The organism is Paenibacillus sp. BK720, from assembly GCF_011761545.1.
Taxonomy (GTDB): domain Bacteria; phylum Bacillota; class Bacilli; order Paenibacillales; family Paenibacillaceae; genus Pristimantibacillus.
The window spans coordinates 417570-439617 of sequence record NZ_JAASRQ010000004.1; the positions used below are offsets into that span (position 1 = coordinate 417570).

General features: G+C 51.8%; 16 protein-coding genes and 1 pseudogene. 4 read left to right on the forward strand and 13 right to left on the reverse strand.

All coding sequences use genetic code 11. The features are described from left to right. Positions 1 to 458: 458 nt before the first annotated feature. Positions 459 to 1376 carry an ArsR/SmtB family transcription factor gene (locus tag FHT67_RS17390; RefSeq protein WP_132307739.1) on the reverse strand — a complete coding sequence of 306 codons (918 nt, stop codon included), beginning with the start codon at positions 1374 to 1376 and terminating at the stop codon, positions 459 to 461. A gap of 13 nt (positions 1377 to 1389) precedes the next feature. Then, the gene (arfA, locus tag FHT67_RS17395; RefSeq protein WP_167200273.1) at positions 1390 to 2901 is read right to left on the reverse strand and encodes an arabinosylfuranosidase ArfA; all 1512 of its coding nucleotides are present in this window, start codon (positions 2899 to 2901) and stop codon (positions 1390 to 1392) included. A 136-nt stretch (positions 2902 to 3037) separates the two neighbouring features. Here arfA and FHT67_RS30685 point away from each other — a divergent pair. Then, positions 3038 to 3412: pseudogene (locus FHT67_RS30685) on the forward strand (GGDEF domain-containing protein); the annotation flags it as partial. On the opposite strand, the gene FHT67_RS17405 reads toward FHT67_RS30685, so the two are convergent. From FHT67_RS17405 to FHT67_RS17435, 7 genes are all read right to left on the reverse strand, one after another. Next, the gene (locus tag FHT67_RS17405; RefSeq protein ID WP_167200276.1) at positions 3409 to 4137 is read right to left on the reverse strand and encodes a sulfite exporter TauE/SafE family protein; all 729 of its coding nucleotides are present in this window, start codon (positions 4135 to 4137) and stop codon (positions 3409 to 3411) included. The pseudogene FHT67_RS30685 and the gene FHT67_RS17405 sit on opposite strands and share 4 nt — an antisense overlap. A gap of 22 nt (positions 4138 to 4159) precedes the next feature. Next, on the reverse strand, positions 4160 to 7615 hold the full coding sequence (locus FHT67_RS17410) for a glycosyl hydrolase 53 family protein (RefSeq protein WP_167200279.1): 3456 nt from the start codon (positions 7613 to 7615) through the stop codon (positions 4160 to 4162). 284 nt (positions 7616 to 7899) lie between these two features. Further along, on the reverse strand, positions 7900 to 9480 hold the full coding sequence (locus FHT67_RS17415; protein ID WP_167200282.1) for a DUF3502 domain-containing protein: 1581 nt from the start codon (positions 9478 to 9480) through the stop codon (positions 7900 to 7902). A gap of 56 nt (positions 9481 to 9536) precedes the next feature. Further along, entirely contained in the window at positions 9537 to 10454 is a 918-nt protein-coding gene (locus tag FHT67_RS17420) for a carbohydrate ABC transporter permease (protein ID WP_132307747.1), read from the reverse strand. Positions 10455 to 10482: 28 nt separating this feature from the next. Beyond that, positions 10483 to 11403, reverse strand: coding sequence for an ABC transporter permease (locus FHT67_RS17425; RefSeq protein WP_132307749.1), 921 nt, complete (start codon positions 11401 to 11403; stop codon positions 10483 to 10485). A 203-nt stretch (positions 11404 to 11606) separates the two neighbouring features. Continuing rightward, complete coding sequence (locus tag FHT67_RS17430) at positions 11607 to 13166, reverse strand: response regulator (RefSeq protein WP_132307751.1); 1560 nt, start codon at positions 13164 to 13166, stop codon at positions 11607 to 11609. Then, on the reverse strand, positions 13163 to 14941 hold the full coding sequence (locus tag FHT67_RS17435) for a sensor histidine kinase (protein WP_132307753.1): 1779 nt from the start codon (positions 14939 to 14941) through the stop codon (positions 13163 to 13165). The genes FHT67_RS17430 and FHT67_RS17435 overlap by 4 nt, the downstream gene beginning before the upstream one ends. A 165-nt stretch (positions 14942 to 15106) precedes the next feature. On the opposite strand from FHT67_RS17435, the gene FHT67_RS17440 reads away from it, so the two are divergent. Then, positions 15107 to 16543 (forward strand): SpoVR family protein, encoded by a 1437-nt coding sequence (locus FHT67_RS17440; RefSeq protein ID WP_132307755.1) that lies wholly within the window; start codon positions 15107 to 15109, stop codon positions 16541 to 16543. A 68-nt stretch (positions 16544 to 16611) separates the two neighbouring features. Here the strand turns inward: FHT67_RS17440 and FHT67_RS17445 are convergent, their stop codons facing one another. Further along, complete coding sequence (locus tag FHT67_RS17445; protein ID WP_167200285.1) at positions 16612 to 17391, reverse strand: YheC/YheD family protein; 780 nt, start codon at positions 17389 to 17391, stop codon at positions 16612 to 16614. A 145-nt stretch (positions 17392 to 17536) separates the two neighbouring features. Here FHT67_RS17445 and FHT67_RS17450 point away from each other — a divergent pair, with 145 nt between their 5' ends. Next, the gene (locus tag FHT67_RS17450) at positions 17537 to 18286 is read left to right on the forward strand and encodes a hypothetical protein (RefSeq protein ID WP_167200288.1); all 750 of its coding nucleotides are present in this window, start codon (positions 17537 to 17539) and stop codon (positions 18284 to 18286) included. Positions 18287 to 18469: 183 nt separating this feature from the next. On the opposite strand, the gene FHT67_RS17455 is transcribed toward FHT67_RS17450, so the two are convergent. Next, on the reverse strand, positions 18470 to 19498 hold the full coding sequence (locus FHT67_RS17455; protein ID WP_132307761.1) for a C40 family peptidase: 1029 nt from the start codon (positions 19496 to 19498) through the stop codon (positions 18470 to 18472). A gap of 433 nt (positions 19499 to 19931) precedes the next feature. Here FHT67_RS17455 and FHT67_RS17460 point away from each other — a divergent pair, with 433 nt between their 5' ends. Then, on the forward strand, positions 19932 to 20075 hold the full coding sequence (locus FHT67_RS17460) for a hypothetical protein (protein ID WP_165930682.1): 144 nt from the start codon (positions 19932 to 19934) through the stop codon (positions 20073 to 20075). An 83-nt stretch (positions 20076 to 20158) separates the two neighbouring features. Here the strand turns inward: FHT67_RS17460 and FHT67_RS17465 are convergent, their stop codons facing one another. Together FHT67_RS17465 and FHT67_RS17470 are read right to left on the reverse strand one after the other, a co-directional pair. Then, positions 20159 to 21046 (reverse strand): transglutaminase family protein, encoded by an 888-nt coding sequence (locus FHT67_RS17465; RefSeq protein WP_132307763.1) that lies wholly within the window; start codon positions 21044 to 21046, stop codon positions 20159 to 20161. After that, on the reverse strand, positions 21043 to 22038 hold the full coding sequence (locus FHT67_RS17470) for an alpha-E domain-containing protein (RefSeq protein ID WP_132307765.1): 996 nt from the start codon (positions 22036 to 22038) through the stop codon (positions 21043 to 21045). The genes FHT67_RS17465 and FHT67_RS17470 overlap by 4 nt, the downstream gene beginning before the upstream one ends. Positions 22039 to 22048: the final 10 nt, after the last annotated feature.

Sequence of the window (22048 nt, forward strand, 5' to 3'; positions counted from 1 at the left end):
GGTCGTCGCTGCGTAAGTGAATATTCTTTTAATCGCTGTGCCTTTAGGGTTCCCTCATTAAGAGGTTTCAAGGTAGGAACCCGAAAGCCAAGGCGAGCGCTAACGCTTTTCAAGAACATTCACTTCCTCCGCGCCTTCCCGGCTCGCCACGCAACCAAAAAAAGGGCTGAACCCAAGGCTAAAAGCCCATGGGTCAGCCCTTTTTGCTGCCGCCTACCGTTCCTGGCTAACAGCCCAGGAACAGCCAATAAAGAAAGGACTGCTGGGTCATCAGCAGTCCTTCAAAACGGCCCACCCACAGGGGCGAGCGACTTTGGAGCGGAGGAAGTAAATGTTCGGGAGAAGCGTAGCGTTCGCCTTGCTTTTCCGGTTCCTACCCATACAACCAGTTCAGGTAACCGGAAAAGCACAGCGATCGGAAGAACATTTACTTCTGTAGCGACACCACCACGCGAGCCCTACTCCAAATAGTGGACACGGAAAATCATGTCCTGATTGTAATTGCCGAAGCCTCTGCCGAACAACGTCAGGCCGCCGACATGGGCGGCGTTGTCTTCGACGGCGAGGCGGAATACCCACTGATTGCGGTTCAATCCAATCTGGTCGATTCCGACATCCGAAATTTTCTGGCCATCGATGAAGGTACCGTTTTTCTGGACGCGGATAATCTTGAGCAGACCGTACTGATTAACGAAATCCTGCCACCAGGTTGGCGTGTATTTCCCTTTTACGGCTCCGTAATCGCCGGGACTGGTCCACATGCCAATCCGGACGCCGTTTAGGGTAAATACGATGTCCGACGGCCAGTTCTCATTGTAACCCGGCGCCTCGGAGCTGATCTCCAGCACAATCTCGAGATCCTCGGGGTGCTGACCCGGCAGCAGATAGTTAGGTATCCGATACTCCACGTATCCTTTGCCGAACCATAGAATGCCGGCATTCATCCGCTCCGGCTCGAGGAAATACCTCGGGTCATCGAATTGGCCAATAACTTTTTCCGTTGTTGCGATACCGCAGGTCGGATACACCTCAAATTCGGTATAATGGCCGACCGGTATACTGATCTCGTGCGTTTTCTTCGGAGTAAAGCCGGGCTGAGGCAGATCAATCTGGATGCGGGAGGCTGCAATTTCGCAAATTTTGTGCGTGCCACCCTGTTTTCTGACCATCTTCGTCTGGATAATTCCCGCCTGCTCGAGCTTGCGGACATGCATCGTTACGATGGCACTGCTCAGACCAAGCGCTGCAGCCAGATCTTTGACATTCATTGGCTCAGCTGCACCGGCGAGAAGATCCAGAATATTTAATCGCACAGGACTAGCCAGCGCTTCATAAAGCGGAAGCCAGGCTTGATCGGTATCCGCTTTGATTAACATGTTTCACATCCTGTTACTGAAGTTTAATTCGAATGACGTTCCAGGAAGCTTTGCTAAGAGAAGCTTCAATCGTGCCGTTTTGTTCAAGCTTTGCATTGCCGTTCGCATGCGGTTTCACGTTATCCGGATTTGCTGCCGTATTAACGGCCTGCAGATCATTATTCTCGAGGACAATATGTTCAACTATGCGGAAGGAACCAAAGCTGCGAAGATCGATGTCAAACGTTCTCGCATTGTCCAAATCGCGGTTAACCGCAAATACGGTTACTTCTCCAAGCTCCTCGTTATGAACGGCTACCGCTTCCACGTAAGGCACATCGGTGTAATCCTTGGAGTCGTATTTATCGGATTTGAGCAAAGGAACCAATACCGTGCCGCGGCCGAACAGGCTTGCATGCATATACGGATAATAGATGGATTGCTTCCATGCCGCTCCGCCGTTCTCGGTCATAATCGGCGCAATGACGTTAACAAGCTGTGCGAGACAAGCCATTTTAACCCGGTCGGCGCGTTTTAGCAAGCTGATCAGCATGCAGCCAACAACAAGCGCGTCCTCATGCGTATAAATATCCTCCAGCTGCGGCGGTGCAATGGACCACGGCTCGATCTTGCGGTCGCTCTCGTTGGAGTGGAACCATACATTCCATTCATCGAAGCTGAGATTAATGTTTTTCTTGCTGCGCTTCTTCGCTTTCACATAGTCGGCCGTGGAGATAACCGTCTGAATAAAGGAATCCATTCCTAACGATTGAGCCAGGAAGTTCTTCGTATCCTTGTCTCTATTTCCATAATACTGATGCAGCGAAATGTAATCAACGTTATCGTACGTCAGATCAAGCACGGTTGCTTCCCAATCCGGGAAGGTTGGCATGCCAAGGCCCGAGCTTCCGCAGGCCACGAGCTCAATCGTTGGGTCCACCCAGCGCATGATCTTAGCCGTTTCATTCGCAATGCGGCCGTATTCCACGGCTGTCTTTGCGCCAATTTGCCAAGGGCCGTCCATCTCGTTGCCAAGGCACCAGGTTTTAATATTATGCGGATCTTTGTATCCGTGCTTGATTCGAAGATCCGACCAGTAGGAGCCGGAGGCATGGTTGGAATACTCGATCAGGTTGCGGGCTTCTTCCGGTCCGCGGGTGCCGAGGTTAACGGCCATCATCGCTTCGGTGTTTGCTTTTTTGCACCAGTCCACAAACTCGTTAAAGCCTACGAGGTTCGGCTCGATTGTGCGCCATGCCAATTCAAGACGCTTCGGGCGGTCAGCAACCGGACCAACGCCGTCCTCCCAGTTGTAACCGGATACAAAATTGCCGCCCGGGTAACGGACGATAGGTACGTCTAATCCTTTTACAAGTTCAAGCACGTCCGAACGGAAGCCCTGTTCGTCTGCCGACGGATGCTCAGGCTCGTAAATACCGCCGTATACCGCACGTCCCAAATGCTCGATAAAAGAGCCGTAAATTCGTTTATCTACTTCGCCTACGATAAAATCCTTGTCTACGATCATCTTTGCACGGTTCGTCATTAAAGAATCACCTCGTGATAAATGTATAAATCAATATCTTTATTAAACATCAGCCGATGAAATAATTCAAGAACGAATTCTCTTATAATTGAATTAATATATTTATTAATCAATAAGGTAGTTTAAACATAAGTTTGGAGACCTGCTGCTGGTTGAAATCGCCAAACGCCTGAAGCAGCAAATCAGGCACAGCGACCGGATCGTCAGGTATGGAGGCGGTGAGTTTATTAACTGCTTCCAGAACTTAAGCGAGGATAACAGCATTCGCACGGCACATGACAAAATCAACGCCGCTTTCCCGGATCCGTTTCTTGTTCAGGGCAAGCCCGTCAGCCTATCGGCCAGTATTGGCATAAGCTCCACTCAAGACCGGTACGCCAGTCTGAAACAGTTGATTACGGATGCAGACCAAGCGATGTATCAAAAGAAGCAGTCGAGAAAAAACCTTGAAGGCAGAAGCGCCAAGCTTAGACGCCACACCTTCAAGGTTTTTTTGTTTAGCTGCTGTTAGCCGATAAGTCCGCCGACCGCTGTCCATATTCCGGTAATCAGGATCAGCCAAAGCGCGATGGTTTTGAACAGCTTGTCATTCAGCCGGCCAACCGCCTTGATCCCAATAATAACCCCGATAATAAGCGCCGGAACCGCCCAGCCTGCCGTCTCCATAGACGCCTCGTTAAGCAGTCCTTCGTACATATACGTCCCAATCGTAATGATATTCAGGATTAAGGAGTAAGCCGTAATGTTGGCCCGAAAGGTCATCTTGTCTAGGCCTTGGTTGGTTAAAAACAATGCCACCGGAGGCCCGCTCATCGAGATGCTTCCGTTCAAAAAGCCGCTTGCCGCGCCAACCGGCGCATAAGCCAGCCGGCCGAGCGGAAAGCTTTTTCCGCTCAGCATCAGGATGGATACGACGGCAACGAGCAAGCCTGCCCCAAGCTTCAGCGCATTCGCCGGAACATATAGCAAGGCATAGGTTCCAAGTGGTGCCGTGAGTAAACTCGCGGCCAGAAGCGGCCAAATCTGCCTGATTCGGATATGCTTCCGGCTGCTGTACAGCACGGCAATGTTGGTTAAGAGACTTAATACAACAACAACCGGGACAGCTTGCTGCATCGGCATCAGCTTCACGAGCAGCGGCATGGAGATTAGAGCAAATCCAAAGCTCGTCAATCCTTGCACAAAGCCTGCAAGCAGGACAATCATAAAAACAAATACAAGTTCATCTAGATGCATAACGGAATAAATACTCCTGATACTATTTAAGCAAGCGATAGACGACTTCAGCTGCCTCCGCGCGTGTCATCGATGCTGCCGGGGCAAACCGGCCGCCGCTCCGTCCTTTTAACAGCCCTTGCTCATAAGCCCATTGTACAGAAGGCATCGCCCAATTCGCAATCGACGATTTGTCCAGGAACGGAAGCTCCTTGTCAACATTAGAGGAAGCAGAAGCTGCTTTATGGGAAATTTCATAGGCTTTGGCCAGCATAACGGCCATTTCTTGGCGCGTAATCGAGCCGTTAGGTACAAAGAGCTCTGCCGAACGCCCTTTTACAAGACCCGCTTCATAAGCCGCGGATACAGCTTCGGCATACCAGGCGGATGCCGGTACATCGCTGAAGCGCGAAGCTTGACCGCCGGTGCCGGCCAGCTTCAATGCACGAACAAGGATGGCAGTGAACTCGGCACGGCTGATCGCGCGCTCCGGTTCAAAGCTTGCGGCTGCTGTCCCATTAATGATCTGCTTCGCCGAAAGGGATCCGATCGCAAGTGCTGCCCAATGCTCGGCCGGCGCATCCGTATAGGATTTCTTTACTTCAAGCAAGCCGTAGCTGCTGAAATGCGCAACGTCAGCCTGCCATACGCCGTTTGATAATTGCCCGCCAGCATAATGGATAGATCCGTCTTCAGCGAAATAATAAATACCCGTCAATTCCGCGTCTCCGCTTTGCGAAGCCTTCAGGCGAACAGTTAGCGGACTGCTGAACTTGGTCAGCTTCTCCGCATTGCCGTCCGAACCGGTTACCGACAACTCGAAGTTATAAACGGTGCCAAGCGCTCGGACATCCGCGCCGGTGCCTGCAAGCAATTTATCCGCAGAAGCCCCCGCAACGGGCACAAAGCTTAAAATAATCTTGCTTCCCGCTTCCGTCTTCAGCTTGCCGAGCAGCTCGGTTACGACAGCCGAAGGAATCGTCAAGGACAGATCCCCTGCTGATAAGGTAACAGGCCCTTTCTTCAATTGTTCATACAAGCCGGATGGTAAAACAGCCTGCGTTGTTCCCAAAGGCAACTCTACCGTATACCCGCCTTTGCCATCCGCAGCCAATTGGGAGGAAGTAACGGTAGCTACGCCGTTCATGTTATTGCTTGATCCCCCGCCATTGCCGCCGCTTGTTCCGCCGTTGCCGTTATTATCGCCGCCGGAAGGCAGATCTCCTACTCTCACCAGCGCGATATCGTCCATGTAACCCCATGCTCCCGCCGGGGCATCCACATCAATACCGATCGAGACTTTGCCGTCCCGCACTTCAATTGCGCCGACCTTGTAGGAATGCCAATCATTCCAGCCGGTATTTACAACATCTGTACTGTACGTTAAGCTGCCGGATTTGGCGAACAAGCTTATCTTCTGCTCGTCGTATACGCCGCCGGATGCCGATGCGCGAAGCTCGTAAATTCCGTTCTCAAGATTCTCGAAAGACTGCGTAACCCTATACTTAAATGCTGTGCCCAGCCAATAATTAAGCGCATGCTCGCCTGTTTTGGCATTAGCCGCATTATGCTCAACCTTAACCGCTCCGCTATCTCCGGTAACCGTCCATGGCGCCAAAGCGCCGCTTTCGAAGCCCGGATTTTGCACGACGTTAACCTCCGCGGCTTCTACCTTCACCAGCTCAAGCTTGTCAAAATACCCCCATGCTCCTGCCGGTCCGTTTACTTGAATACCGACCTTTACCTGGCCGTCCTTCACTTGAATATCCCCGATCGTGTACTGCTTCCAGACGTTGTATCCGGCATTCGTTACCGGAGCGGATAGCGTCTGCCCGCCAGTCTCAGCCGTCAGCATGATCGTCTGGTCCGCATATTCACCCCCGGAAGCATATCCGCGAAGCTCATACGTTCCGTTCTCCAGCCCCGTTACCGTCTGCGATACCTGATAAGCAAAGGCCGAGCCCGACCAATAATTCAGTGCGTATTCGCCGGCTTTCGCATTACCCGCATTATGCTCGATTTTCACCGTGCCCGTATCCCCGGTAACCGTCCAATCCGCCAGCGTACCGCTCTCAAAGCTGCCATTCTTCAGCTGATTAGGGCTTCCCGTCACTGTCACTTCTACCGAGGTGCTAAGATTGGTACCCGCCACCTTCCCTTGAACCGTAAACGTTCCCGGCGCGCTTAACAGCTCTTGGTTATATTCCTCCCATTCAACCGGTGCCGCCGTAATGGTTCCTTCGTTATAGAGTACCTTTGTATCCGCCGGCAGCGACAAGACATCTCCCGTTGCAATCGTAACCGGCGTAGCAGGATAAACGAGAATCGGATCCACGCTTGCGATGCTGCCCGGTACATATTGGAATGCGTTTAGCGAGTCAAGCGCATTGCCGTCATAATCAAACATCGCCTGATTCTCCCATGCATTGCCTTCGCCTTGCTTCCAGCCTACACCCGGCAGCCAAGCCGGCTCCCAGTAAAATACGCCGAGTCCAAGCCCGCCTTGCACATGGGCAACGGTATTCAGCACCGTCTCGGTGACAAGCTTCTGATTCGCCACGGATGCTTCAAAGCCAACAAGCTTTGTCTCGTTCTCGCCAACCGTATTGGGATGATCATCGCCATTCTCAAGCGTATTGGCATACGACGTTTCCGCTACGACAATCGGCTTGCCGTATCTTGCGGCGATATCGTCCATATTGGATTTCAGCTGCTGGAACGTGCCGTGCCAGAACGGATAATAGCTCATGCCGATAACGTCATAGTCTACATTCCGTGCTTCCATTGCGTCAAAAAAGCTGCGGAACTTGCCGTTATTGCCGCCTTCCGCCAAATGCAGCATGATTTGCGTCGTTTGACCGTTTGGCGTAGTGTCCCGTACCGCTCTAACGCCTTCGCCGATCAACCCGGCAAGATTATCCATGTTGCTTGTTGACCCGTCGGGCAGCAGCATGCCGCTGTTAATTTCATTGCCGATCTGCACCATGTCCGGATAAGCATTCGCGTCCGCAAGGTCGCTCATGACGTCTGCCGTATAATCATAGACAGCTGTCTTCAGATCCGCAAAGCTAAGATCCTTCCATGCCGCCGGCTTCACCTGTTGTCCCGGATCCGCCCAGAAGTCGGAGTAATGGAAGTCAAGCAGCAGCTTCATCCCTGCCGCCTTCACCCGCTCCGCCATCGCAAGCACATGGGCCTTGTCATTGTAGCCATCCGCCTGCACCGGATCATTCCAGAGGCGAAGACGGACATAATTGACTCCGTGATTTTTCATAATGGTCAGCAGGTCCTGTTGGATTCCTCCATCATAAAACTTTACATTCTTATCCTCGAGCGCCTGTAAAGTCGAAATATCGACGCCTTTAATAAACGTATCGGGATCGGACAAATTGCTTTCCGCCGCCTCCGCTTTCTTCACTGGCCCAATAGCCAGCATCGATGTAAGCGCTAACGTAAATGCTAAAAATATAAGAATGCTTTTCCTCGCTAACTTTTTCATTTTCATCCTCCTTTTTCCTCCCCTTTTGGCTATAAATAAGGAGGAGACTTTTGTCTCCTCCTTAAGCTCGAGAAAATTGTTCTAAGAGAATAGTTGGCGAAAGGAAAAGGGGTGTCCCCTGAGGAGCGTTAGCGTCCGCCTTTGTCTGCGGGAAATCTCCTTTGGAGATAAAATTCAAATTTCCTGCAGACAACAGTGACCGAAGGGGATACCCCGTTCCTGCACAACCACATTCTCTAACGAATCATTTTCCTAAAGGCAGGAGAGACAATCGTCTCCCCTTATTAATTAGCCAAGAAAGCGTCGATCTGGCTTTGCAGCTCTTTCTGCACCTTCTCAATACCCGCTGCTTTCAGCTGCGCGATCAGATCCGCTTGGCCTTTGTCGATGTCCTTGATCAGGCCGTACTCGAGCGGAATCGCGTAACGGAGCATCACGTTGCCTACGTTAGCTACTTCGTTCTTCACGTTTGCATCGTTGAAGACAAAGGTCTCAAGCTTGAAGTGGTAAACCTTTTTCTCCCAATCCGCCGCAATCGCGTCTGCCTCGGCAGGGTACGATGCGTCTTTGCGGTTCAGCGGGGAGTTCGATCCCCAGTTGGAGAAGCCGGTGTAGTTCGGCGTGCCAGGCAAAGCGTTAAACTTGTCGTCGCCTACAGGCTCATAGTTCGTGCCCGCAATGCCGTACATGAACAGGTCGTGGATTTCTTTATCGTTTTGCAGCAGGTCGAGCACCATCAGCGAACGTTCGGCTTTCTTCGATGTCGCATGGATCGCAAAGCCGTTTTGCGTCGAGATCGCCGCGATTTTCTTGCTGTTAGGCGTCAGATCCGCGATGGCCAGCTCAACATCCGGCTGCTCGCGTTTCAGTTCCGCCAGGTTCATCGCTACCGTACCCAGGTTTTGTGCGTAAGAAGCGGTTTTTCCGGCTTTAATATCCTGCCAAACGTCGTTTTTGTTGGACACGATGTTTTTGGACCATGCGCCGTTGTCTGCCAGATCTTTATAATAAGCAAGAAGGGATTTGAATTCCGGTGTGTCGTAAATGTTGAATACTTTGCCTGTTGGATCGTCCAGCTTGTATGCAAGCGGCATGCTGTAGTCTACCAGGTTGAAATCATTCGCCTGCTCGAGCAGGATTTGGTCAAGCTCATGCCATTTCCAGCCGTCGGCGCCTTTGGCGTTAAAGCCGTTGATGCCTTTTTCGTTAGCCGCAATCGCCTTCAGGTAAGCCGCATAAGTCTCGGGGCTGTTAACCGGCTCCAGATTGTATTTCTTGCGCAGATCTTCGCGGATCAGTACCGCTTTGTCCGTTACTTCCGGGTTGTTGTTCGGCACCATGAACTGCTTGCCGTTCACCTTCGACTGCTCCCATGCTACCGCAGGCATCGCTTTCATCGTTTGCGGCATAAACTGGCTCAGCATATCGCCCGTAAGCTCCATGAAGCCGCCTTTGAGCGCCTGGTCATTGTAGAACGCCCAGTTAGCCGTATAGGCAATATCGAAATCCTCGTTCGCCGCGAATTTCAGCGGATATTTCTGCGTCCAATCCGCCCAGTCTAGGAACTCCGCATCGATGGTTGCGTTAACCTTTTCTTTCAGCTTTTTGTTAATCTCCGCGAATACCGCGTCATAGTCAACCGGTTTGCCGCCAACCATCAGCATTTTGATCTTTAGCTCTTCGGACGTGTCGACCGCGCCGGCATCCGCCGATGCCGCAGGAGATTGCGATTCCGCAGCCGGCGACTGCGTCGCTTCCGCATTCGTCCCGCCGTTATTTCCATTATTGCTGCCGCATGCCCCTAGCACTGTTGCGGATAGGGCAAACGTTGCCGCCAGCAGCATGACCGATTTTTTGTTTCGCATGTGTATCCCCCTAAAAATATAGTCATATATGATAACCAGGTTGCCCTGAGGTCATCCTAACCTTTCACCGCGCCAAGCGTAAGGCCTTGCACGAAATAACGCTGAATGAACGGATAGGCGAGCAGGATCGGCCCGGTGGCGACAATCGTCATCGCCATCTTGAGGCTCTCCGTCGGGATGTTTGTCGTAACGACCGCTCCCGAAGCGACCATCGCCTTGCGCATGCCATCCATGTTGCCAAGCATTTTGTATAGATAATACTGAAGCGGCATCAGCTTCTCGTCGCTGACAAACAGAAGCGCGTTGTACCAGTCATTCCAGTAAGCCAAAGCGATGAACAAGCCAATGGTGGCAAGTACAGGCTTGGACAGGGGCAGAATCAGCTGGACGAAAATGCGGAAGTCCCCCGCGCCGTCGATCTTGGCCGATTCGGTAATCGCCTCCGGAATGCTGCTCATGAACGTCTTCATCACGATTATATAGAACACGTTGAGAAGCATCGGGAGGATAAGGACGATCAACTTGTCTTTCAAATCCAGATACGTAACGATCAGCATATACCATGGTACAAGACCTCCGCTGAACAATGTCGTAAAGAAGAAGAAGAAAGCAAACTGGTTGCGCCACCTGAAATCTTTCCGCTGAAGGACGTAAGCCGTCATCGCGGTTACGAATAACCCGACCAGCGTCCCGATTGCCGTCACCGCAATGGTGACCCCATACGCCCGGAGCATCTGCTCCGGATATTTGAACAGCACGCTGTAGGCCTCGGCGGACCAAACGGCCGGTATGAGCTGATAGCCTTTCTCCACAATAGAGCTTTCCTGCGATAATGAGGACGATACTACGAGCAGGAACGGTATGAAGCAGATGACAGCCAAGAGCGATATAAAGATGTAGCCGATGACTCTCAGCAGCATGATGTCCGCCTGACGTTTAACCCCGCTTTTCCCCGTTTGGGCAATTGCACTCATCTATAATCCCTCTTTCGTAAGTATCAGCTTAGAACAAAGCATGATCTTTGTCGTATTTGCGTACCGCATAGTTAGCCAGCAAGATCGTTGCAAAGCCAAGCACGGATTGATAGAAGCCTGCAGCAGCCGATAAGCCGATTTCGTTCGAGGTCGTCAGAGACCGGAAGACGAAGGTATCGATAACATCGGTTGAGGAGAACAAGAGGCCGTTGTTGCCGACCATGTTGTAGAACATTCCGAAATCCCCTCTGAAAATATTGCCGACAGCGAGCAGGACCAGAATAATCACGGTTGGGAACAGATTCGGCAGCGTGATACGCCAGATCCGCTGGAATACGTTTGCTCCGTCGATCTCAGCCGCTTCGTACATCTCGTTGTCGATCCCCGTGATGGCCGCCAGATACATGACCGAGCCGTAGCCAAGCGTTTTCCAGGCGGATACAAGCACGAGAATGACCGGCCAATAGGAAGGCGTGTTGTAAATATCAACCGGCTGCATGCCTACGGCCTTCAGCAGCACATTCAGCGTACCCACGTCGTAGTTGAACAGGTTGTAAGCGATAGCGCCTACGACAACCCATGAAATAAAGTAAGGAAGGAACAGCATGGTCTGCGTTAACTTTCGGAACCATTTGCCCACCGCTTCAAACAGGAAGATCGCCGCCGCAATCTGCAGCACGTTGTTGACGATGATAAAGGCGATGTTATAAAGCGCCGTATTCCTCGTAACCATCCAGGCATTGCCCGATTCGAAGAAAAAACGGAAGTTGCTGATTCCGTTCCACGGACTTCCGAATATGCCGCCCGTGTTGTTGTATTGTTTGAATGCCAGTACAATGCCGGCCATCGGGATATAAGCGAACAGTATAAAAAAGAATACCGCCGGCGCCAGCATGAGCAGCAGCGTCTTGTTCTGAAGGGCGTAACCCCAAAATCCGCGTCGCATCATTCGTTTTCTCCTCCTGTATAATCTCTCTGTCTCATAGGTTAATTATATAAACCGCGCCGCCCCTCCAAAATTAAGCCAAACTACAAAAAGTAATACTTAATCTACGATTTCGGACGGAAAGTTTCGTTTATACGGATCGAAAAAAAACAAAAGCCTGCAGCTTGGAAAAACAGCCGCAGGCTTACGAATTAAGGTCAAACGGACTAGATTTTATGCTTCTTTCGGTACTCGCCCGGCGTCATGCCCGTGAATTGCTTGAACTGCCGGTTGAAATAAATGATATTCTTGTAGCCGACCCGCTCGGCTATTTCGTACACCTTCAGGCAAGGATCAGCCAGCAGCTCCCGAACCCGGTCCATGCGCCGTTCGTTCAGCCAGTCGCTGAACAAGGTACCGGTCTCCTCCTTGAACAGGGTGCTCAAATAATTGGGCGTAAAATCGAAATGCGCCGCTACTTCCTTCAGCGTAATTTTCTGCTCCAGCCGCTCGTCCACAAACGCCATAATGTTATCGAACAGCTTGCGCTTCTGCTTCTGGCGCTTCACGTACAATAACTCGGACAGCTCGAAAAATCTTCTGCGCAGCCAAGACAGGATATCGTCGATCGTCTCGAATTGGAACAGAACGGCTGCCTTCTGCGCATCCCACTTCAGCAGCTCGTACAGATTCTCGTTTTGCTGCAGCAGATCGGCATGCAGCTTCGACGTTACCCGGATTATCAGGTCGTACGCATATTGCTTCTGGGATACGCTTTCGTTCTTGTCGAACAGCTTGAGCAGCCGATCATCAATCGCGACAAGGTCATAATCGAGAATCGCGGTCAGCATCTGCCCGACGTTCTCCTCGACATTGGGCTCCAGCTTGTCCTCTCTCGCCGTGCCGGACACATCCTTGATCAGCCGGTTTTTGCCCAGCAGCCACTTTGCGCTAAGAGCTGCCTGCGCCTGCCGGTAGGATTCGCGAAGCTCCTCCGTATCCCTTGCCGAGCTTCCCGCGCCTGCCGTAATCGTGACGGGGAAGTTCTGACGGACCTCGCCGACCAGCTCCTCCAGCATCGCGTTAAACCGGTCATCGGAGATCGGCGATAAAATAACAATCCGCTGATCATGGCTCACCAGCACCGTCCCCCCGTCATGGTCGCCAACGAATTGCTCGATAAAGGAGGAAATGCCGCGGATCTGACTGCGCCGCTCCTGCTCGGGGATTTTCCACTCTACGTCATCGATCTCGATAACCGCCGCGGCTGCCCCGTATTGCAGAAGCGAATTCAGGAACGGAGCGATATGCTCCCGTTCATGGTCTTCGGCCGTATCGGCCAGCCATTTGAGCATCAGCTCCCTATTGACGAGCGACAGGGCCTCGGTTACGATCGAATGCCGCTTCCGCTCGCTCTCCACCTGCTTATAGACCGTTTCCAGCATGTCATGCAGCTCCTGGTCCTTGACCGGCTTCAGCAAATAACCCGAAGCGTTCATCTGAATCGCTTCCTTGGCGTATTGAAAGTCCTCGTGACCGCTAATAAAAACAACTTGCACATGCGGGTTCCGTTCCTTCGCCTTCCGCGCGAATTCCGTCCCCGTCATAATCGGCATCCGGATATCGGACAGAATGACGTCAATCCGCTCATCCTCCATCAGCTTCAGAGCTTCGAATCCGCTGCTCGCCGTGCCAACCACCCGCAAGGGCAGCGGGCTGCCCGTTACCCTGCGCCGCATCCATTCCAGATCTACCGCTTCGTCATCTACCAGTAATACCGTAATCATGCCAGCTGTCTCCTTTGCTCTTCCTCGTCGGCGTTGCCCTGCCGGTCTACCGGCAGCAGGATCCGTACGGTTGTCCCTCCGCCAAACACGCTTCCGATCTCGATGCCATGCTCATCGCCATACCGCAGCTTAATGCGGTCATCCACGTTGCGGATGCCGTATCCGCCAGACTGTCCCGGCTGTGCCATTACCGTCCTCAAAGCATCCGGCTTCATCCCGATCCCGGTGTCGATGACCTTCAGCTCCACCTTATTTCCGACCGTTCTGCCGCTGATCCGGATCGCGATATGACTGCCAAACCAGGCATGCTTAAAGATGTTCTCCACGAAAGGCTGCAGGATCAGCTTAATGACTCTGCAATCTTCAAGTCCCCGCTCCATGTCGATATGGACGTCAAATTTTCCCGCGTATTTAATGCGCTGAATGTCCAGGTAAGCCTCCACCTGCTCCAGCTCCTTGGCGAGCGGAATAAATACCTGGCCGTCATTAAGCGAAAGCCGGTAAAACTTCGCGAGTCCTTCAACCATGCCCGTTACCTTCCCCGTCTCCGACAAATTCGCAAGGCTGCCTATCGTCGACAAGGTGTTGTACAGGAAATGCGGATTAATCTGCGCCTGCAGCGCCTCGAGCTCCGCCTGTTTTTTCTGAATGCCTTCCACGTATACCTTCTTGATCAGATCCTGAATGTTCTCCGCCATATCGTTAAACGCGCCGGCGATATGAACAAATTCGTCATTGCCGCTGAAGCGCAGGCGCTTCTGGAAGCTGCCCTGCTGGAAGGAGCCCAGGAACGAGACAATGCGCCTCATTTTCCGCCCGGACAGTCTGGCCACCAGGAATCCGATCAAGGACATCACAAGGAAGCTGATCAGGCATACGTAGAAAATAACGCTCCCCAGCTTGCCGGCATCCTTTCTCAGGTACTCGTTCGGAACCAGCGTCTCAATCACAAAGCTGGTGTTCGGAATTTTATTTTGCATGACGAGATAAGTGCCGTTATCCTCTTCCGGCATCGCGCCAGCCGCAGCTTCCGCATCCGTATGCTCATTGTCGCCCCGTTGATAAAGAACCGTATCGTTGCTCGTGTCCACCAGACGAAGAATGAGTCCCTCCTCGGTTGGAAACGCTTTAAAATCGCCAAGCAAATCGTCCAGCCGCGTCGTGATTCGGACGTAGCCGATAATCGTCTTGTAATCGTTGTAAGAGACCAGCTTCCGGAAGTGCGAAATATTGTTGAGCGTCCGGTCGGTGTCGACCTGCAGCCAAATATTATCCTTGTCCGAATCCTTGATCGCGTTGAACCACGACTTATTCGTAATCTCGCTGTACGGCAAAATGTAATAATCGCTGTCCTTAATCTCTTCGTACATGCTGTCTCCGTCAACCTCGTTCAAATAGCCGTTTGTCGTATAGACCAGAAGACGGATATGATTGCCGTACAAATGGAGCGGCGCCTGGATCTGGGGGACGATCTCGTCCAGCATCGTCAGATACGTCTGGAGCGGATCGCCCTTCTTCTGCAGCGCCCGCTGAAAGGATAAGCTGCCGAACAGCGTATCGGACATCCGCTGAATCTCGTCAAGCTGGTAGCCCAGGTTATTTTCCGTTTGCTCCATTGCCGTCTTAATGTTTGTCTCTGCCATTTCCGTACGGGATTGCACCAGCATCGTATACGAAAAATAACCGATAACCGCGTCCGTAACCAGCACGAGCAGCAGGTAGGAAATCATCATTTTATACGTAAACGGCATGAAGGTTCTCAACCGCTTCTCCATGTTGCTGCGCCCTCCTAGGTCCTATCGTTCATGAATAGGGAAATCATATACGAATTTGTCCAATAAATAAATAGGAGATTACTTGAACGCTCAGGGCATATCCAACAGCGGCGGCGGCATACACATGGTATGAACGGTATTTATCAAGTACGGGGGGATAGCGCAATGAATCAGGATGAGATCCGTGCACTGGAATATGCCATCGATGAAATTACGGAAATCGCAACAGGTTTTGGGCTCGATTTTTACCCGATGCGTTATGAGATTTGTCCGGCGGACATCATTTACACCTTTGGCGCTTACGGGATGCCGACGCGCTTCAGCCACTGGAGCTTCGGCAAAACGTTCAACAAGATGAAGATGCAATACGACTTCGGTCTAAGCAAAATATACGAGCTTGTGATCAACTCGAATCCGTGTTACGCCTTCCTGCTCGAGGGCAACTCGCTGATTCAGAATAAGCTTATTGTCGCGCACGTTCTGGCCCACTGCGATTTCTTCAAGAACAATGCCCGCTTCAGCCAAACCAATCGCAACATGGTGGAGAGCATGTCCGCTACCGCCGACCGCATTCATCAATACGAGATGGACCACGGAACGGAAGCCGTGGAGAAGTTTATCGACGCCGTTCTGGCCATTCAGGAGCATGTGGATCCGACCATTATTAAGCCATACCAGCTCGATAAATCCCGGTATATCGAGCTGCTGACGAAAGAGAAATCGCGTTCCTCGAAGCAGACGGCAAAGTCGGAGTACGAGGATTTGTGGTCGCTGGAGGAGATTGAGGCTTCGGCTGGACCTTCCGCTCCAGCGCCCAATCAGTTCCCTCCGGAGCCGGAGAAGGATCTGGTCTGGTTCATCGAGGAATATTCGCCGAAGCTCGAGCCTTGGCAGCGCGACATCATGTCGATGCTCCGCGACGAGATGCTCTACTTCTGGCCGCAGATCGAGACCAAGATCATGAACGAAGGCTGGGCTTCGTATTGGCATCAGCGCATTATCCGCGAATTGCCGCTTACCAGCTACGAGACGATCGAGTTCGCCAAGCTGAACTCCTCCGTTGTTATCCCATCCAGGCATAGCCTCAACCCGTATTATCTCGGGCTGAAGATCTTTGAGGATATCGAGAAGCGCTGGGATAAACCTACGAAGGAAGAACAGGTGCGGTTTGGACGCGTGCCGGGCAAAGGCCGGGAGAAAATTTTCGAAGTGCGGGAATTCGATTCCGACATTTCCTTCCTGCGCAATTACTTAACGAAGGAACTGACCGATGAACTCGATCTCTATATCTTCGAGAAGAAAGGGCCGGAATGGAAAATCACCGATAAATCCTGGGAAAATATCCGCGAGCAGCTCGTCTATTCGAAGGTAAACGGCGGCTTCCCAAGCATCGTGGTTACCGACGGCGACTTCAACCGGGTGGGTGAGCTGTACCTGAAGCATAACTACGAGGGAACCGAGCTTGACCTGAAATATGTCGAGCGCACTCTCCCTTACGTCGTGCAGCTCTGGGGCAAGAACGTCCATCTGGAGACCATCGTCGAGGACAAGAAAATCGTCTTCAGCTGCGACGGGAAGAAGACCAGCCGGAAGTTTGTGTAGAGTGTTTATAGTTAAAAAAGCCGCATCCATGGCCTTTTCGTCAGGCACCGGATTGCGGCTTTCCCCTGTTAATCGTCCTTTCTGCCGTAGCTTCTCGCGAACTCTTTCATCATCCTGTACGCCTGCGGATTAAGCCGCTTCACGGGATAAAACTGCGGGTGATTCGAGTTGACTTCGATAACCCAGAGACGCTGCTTCTTGTCGTAAGCAAAATCGATGCCCAGCTCGTGCATGCCTTTGCGTTTGCCGCTGAGATGCTTTGCGATTTTGAGCGACTTTGACTTTAGCTGCGAGATCCGCTTCGCCGTCTTCTTCGGCGAGAGGCCCTGCTTCTTCCCCAGCTTCTCCATCGAATACAGCTTGCCGCCCTGATAATAATTCGTAACGATCTTCTTGGGAGCGCCAACCTTCACCGAATAGCAGTTCACGGTCCAGGAGCCGCCCGGCTTGCGCTGTACCATCACCCGGATATCGTACGCTCTGCCGTTCACGCGGTCGAGCGTGATGCCCTTCTGAATAATAAGCCTTTTCTCCGACTTTTTGTTAATATGGTTATACACGGCTGAAGCCGAACCCAAATGACGGCTTAGCTGCTTCTTCTTCACGATATGCTTAACCGTATAGCCCGAGCTCTTCGCATTCTTGACTTTGAAGATCCCCATCCCCTGCGAGCCCGTATCCGGCTTTACATAGACCGAAGAGTGCTCCGCCAGCATCGAGGCCATATTTTTCCGGCTAAACGACACGGTATGGGGGACAAGCTTCTTCAGGCTTTTGTGAGACTTCAAATACCGGCACACCTTAAGCTTTCCGTAGATGCTTCGGCTGTTATACTTTTTTACATACATGGGACTCACCCTCCAATCCCAGTGTATGTTCCGCCGCTTAACGCCACTTGTGCTGAAGTGGATAGGCCCCCATACAACTGCGGCCGCAGCTGCAACTATTCGGTTCCGGCACCCGTTAAATAGTTATTAGGGAGAGTGGTGTTTCTTGCAAAAATACGCGGTTATCTTCTGTTCAAGCTTGCTGCTTATATTGGGACTAGGCGCATTCACCTATTGGGCGCTGACCCGCGACAATTCCCAATCGATCAAGGGCAATGCCGTTATTGACTGGGTCGACTTTGTTAAGCTTAACGACCATACCTATACCGGCCTTTACGACGGCGTGCTTGTCAATCCGGACGATGTAACGGATGCTGTCGCAGGCAAGGTGAAGTTCAAGGTAGGGGATGTTGTCTCTAATCCGGACTATCGGACCAAGGAAGGCGACGCGGCTTTCCTTGCTATCGGCACGCAGCTGTACGAGGTAAAGGGGTATAAACCGGAAGAATTGATTGCTGCCGAGGACAAAACGAGAATCGGGGGATACCGCCTGTATGTGGAGGACTCCTATTACAAAACGCTTAACCGCCGCAGCTTCAAGGACCTTCCTATGGACAAAGTCAGCAAGATCGAGCTGTATAAAAAGGATGATACCGCTCCGTACCGGACGCTTGTGAATCAGGAGCAGTCCGACTTTATCCAACTGCTGAAATCCGGCGAATATAAGCCTGCCTATACGCCAAATACCCAGAACGGAGACCCCGACTATTACTCCATGATCTTCTATACGGACGAGCCCATCGCCTATTCCTTCAGCATCGCGGACGACGGCGATCATGTTTTCTTTTATCCGTGGGACCTCGCTCTCGTCGATAACCGGATACGGACGTTGCTGGCAGACTCTAACGAATCCTGATAAGCCTATTAAATAAGGGTTGTTCGGTGCCAACATTCAGCTTCCCGAAACAACCCTTTTTGTGTTGAACAGAGGTCCTCTTCCTCTTAGCGGCAGAACCGCGCTTGTCCCTGGAGCCCTTCCCAAAGCACCTGTTATAGCGCGAATCAATGCCTCAAGGAATATCTCTCCCCTGTTCATTACCTATTCCGTTATCGTCTTCGTATACGTACTGTTTGTTGTGATATAAACGGTTTGGCCGTTTACTTTGATTTGATACCAATAGCTGTTGGCTTTCTTGATCAGCTCGGCTTTTTGGCCAAGCTGCAGTCTGCCAACCGTGGAAGAGCTCGAGCTCGCTGCCGATTTCAGGCTAACCCAGCCCTTTACCGTCACCACGTATGTAGTCTTCTCATTCGACGGATTCGACGGATTCGACGGCGTCGGATCCGGAGCCGGCGTTGTGGAACCGCCCCCGGTTGATGGGCCTGTCCAGGCCGGAACCGGCTTTTGCGGCGGAAGCACATACGAATCTGGAATGATAGGCGCTTTAACCGTTTTGCCGGCCATCCCCGTGAAGCCGGCTGCAGGAACTACGCGGCGGGCTTCCTTGAAGTTCTCGCCCCACCAATATTCCCAGCCGTCAACGGTGCCAAGCGCCGTCGGATTGCCGTCCGAGCGCGTGCCGATCACAACCGGCTGACCATCGCGGTTGGTTCCCATGTAAATCGCAACGTGCATAATATGATCGGTTTCCTGCCAGGTCAGAATATCGCCAAGCTTCAGGTTCTCAATGCCGGTAAGCTTCCACTTGCCGTTCACCTTCTGTTTGCCGACACCGGCTACCTTTGTGCCCACCGTGTTGTAATTCGCTGATGTTCCCGTAACGTTAAATCCGAAATCGCCAAATACGAAACGGACAAAGCCCGAGCAGTCCTCGTAGCCGTATTTGCCGTAAGCATCCGAACCGCTGCCGTAAACCATATAACCGTTTTCCATATACCAGATCGCCCGTTCGACGATTTGGTAAGCGAGAGTGTTCGATTGACTTCCGTATTTGGCCCGGAAATCCGCCACATTATAGAGCTCGTCCTTCACGTAGCTATCCGCGTTTATGTACTCATTGTATTTCTTTACTGCGCTTGACGTGGTCCAGGTCGTGCTTGCGTTTGCAATGCCGGCTGTCCCTAGTAAAGATCCGATAATAGCGAGGCTTAGTAATTGCTTTTTCATGTTTTTGTCATCCCTCCCACCCCTATTAAAATATATGCCAACTCTCACCGCAATGACCAAAAAGTACCACTATTGATAGACGGAGCCAATCTTACAACTCTCTAATTTTCTAATAATTACCATGTCTTTTTCTTGTCAAAGTAAACTGAAAACCACCGTAAAACCTAGGCCGGGACTAGCTTTGGCAGGGCCCCTCAGGCCTTGTTGTTAGGCTGTTTTCCGCGATTTTGCAGGATAAAAATTCCTCCAAACATCATTTCCTCTATTACCAATTATGAGAAAAAATTTAGGAAAACTCGCCCAAGTAAGCAAGATATCCGCTTATAGCAAATTCTCTCTTTCTTTACTATAATTTTTCTAGTACCTACTAACGCGCAATAAGACTTCCGAGGTGATACCGTTGTCCAAAGATAAATTCATAGGTTACAGGGTTATGTTTAACGTAGGACCAAGGTTTATGGTTCATGTCTATATGAAAGAGGATTATTACGAACAGTGGCGATTTACGCGGGACCAGCGGATCACGGATGTCGTCATCGAAGAGGTTGAAGTCGAGCTCGATTATTTTCTTGGATAGAGACATAAATAAAAGGCTGCTTTCATTGGTTCAATCCACTCAACTGAACCTGCGAAAGCAGCCTTATTTAAATCGTCATCCCGTTAATCCTCGACTCTGCGTACATCTACCGTTACCTTTAGGTTCTGCTGCCCTCTTCCGCGGTACACTCCCTTTACCGGCACAATATCCTTGTAGTCCCGGCCATGCCCCAGCTTGACATACCGCTCCCCAACCGGCGCTTCGTTCGTCGGATCAAAGCTGCACCAGCCAAGCATTGGCACATACGCCTCCACCCAGGCATGGGAGGCCTGCTCGAAATCGGCGCTTCCGCCCTGGAGATCCCCGACAAAGTGATAGCCGCTTACGTAACGGGCCGGAATCCGATGAGTCCGGCAGCACGCGATCATAAGATGGGCGAAATCCTGGCATACCCCTCGTTTGCGTTCGATCAAATCGCTGGCTCTGGTTGTAACCGTCGTAGCTTCCGGATCGTAAATAAATTCGGCTCTGATCTTTCCGGACAACGAAATGAGCCAGCTCAACACGCTCATATCCTTGCTCTCTTTGGCATATACGCTATCCGCATATCGCTTTACATCAGCCGTTACGTCCGCGTAACCGGTCGGCAGCAGAAACTCCGCGAAGCGGTTAGCCGCCTCCTCCGTCTCCAGCCATGCCCACGCCTCCCTGGCAAGCTTGCCGTTCAGAAGAGCCGCTTGCTCCTCCGGGCTAGGCGCATGCCTCGTAACGACCGTCATTTGCGTCCGGATCGTCAGACGCTTATGCGGCGGATTCACCGAGAAGGAATGCACGCGGTTGCCGAAGTAATCCTCGTAACTGAAGAGCGAGGCATTCGGCTCAATGAAGATGGCCTGCTGGTAGCAGGACTGACGTTCATTGGTGCTTGGCGTGAGCCTGATCTCATTGACACTGTCCGTCGCAGACTCCTCGTATTCGTATTGCGTCACGTGTGATATATTCAGCTTCATGCGCTTGCCTCCCCCATGCGAAAAAAGGTTTTGGCAAAGGATTGCCCCAGCATCTGGCATGCCTCGAGCAAATGGCCAACGATCGACCCGTTCCGGTCGACGATCATATCGTCATGCTCCAGACAAGCCAGGTCCGCCTTTACCTTCGCCACCTGGCGGATGATTCGGTCATGGGCGCTGCGGAGCTGTTTATCCGACAGTTCAATGAGCTTCATGTGCTCGTCGAGGGCATGAAAGGAGAAATGAACGGAACGAGGGAAGGATTGGTTCAGAATGACGAATTCCACAATCGATTCGACAGACATGCCGTCCGCATAGTATCGGCGGAACGAATGATAACCGCTCAGCGATTTCAGGACCGCCTGCAAATACGGATAAGCGCCGGCATTGTTCCAGCCGTCTCCAACGGCGGCATTGCCTACTGCTTTAATAATCCGAAGCGTGTTCTCCGACCGCTCCAGGAAACGCCCGCATTCGATGAAATGCCATTCGTTCTCGCGGGGCATTACCGACTGGCATAAGCCTTGGAACAAAGCCGCCCATTCCTTAATCCGCCCATAGAACAAATGAGGCGATTCCTTCATCAAGTCCTCCGGCTGTTTCTCGCGCAGCCATAAGTAGAACGCATTAATCGTATCCCACAGCTCGCTTGGCACCTTCTCCCGCAGCGTGCGGAGATTGCCTCGGGCATGGCTTACACAAGAGACCAGCGAGTTGGCGTTATCCCGGTCAAGCGTAATGTAATGAAGAACGTCTTGCTCCGTATAGCTGCCGTATTGCTGTTCATAAGCGTATCTGCTGCCCAGAGCGTCGACAATCCGGGTCCACTTGCATGGAATTTCCCTGCTCTCGCCGTCCTGACCGCAAGCTTCAACGCCTAGTTCATCTTCTGCCTGCAGGTGATAGTGGACATCAATTAATCTTGCATGGTTCTCCGCCCGTTCCATATAGCGTCCGATCCAAAACAACGCTTCAGCGTTTCGATTAAGCACAGCGATACCC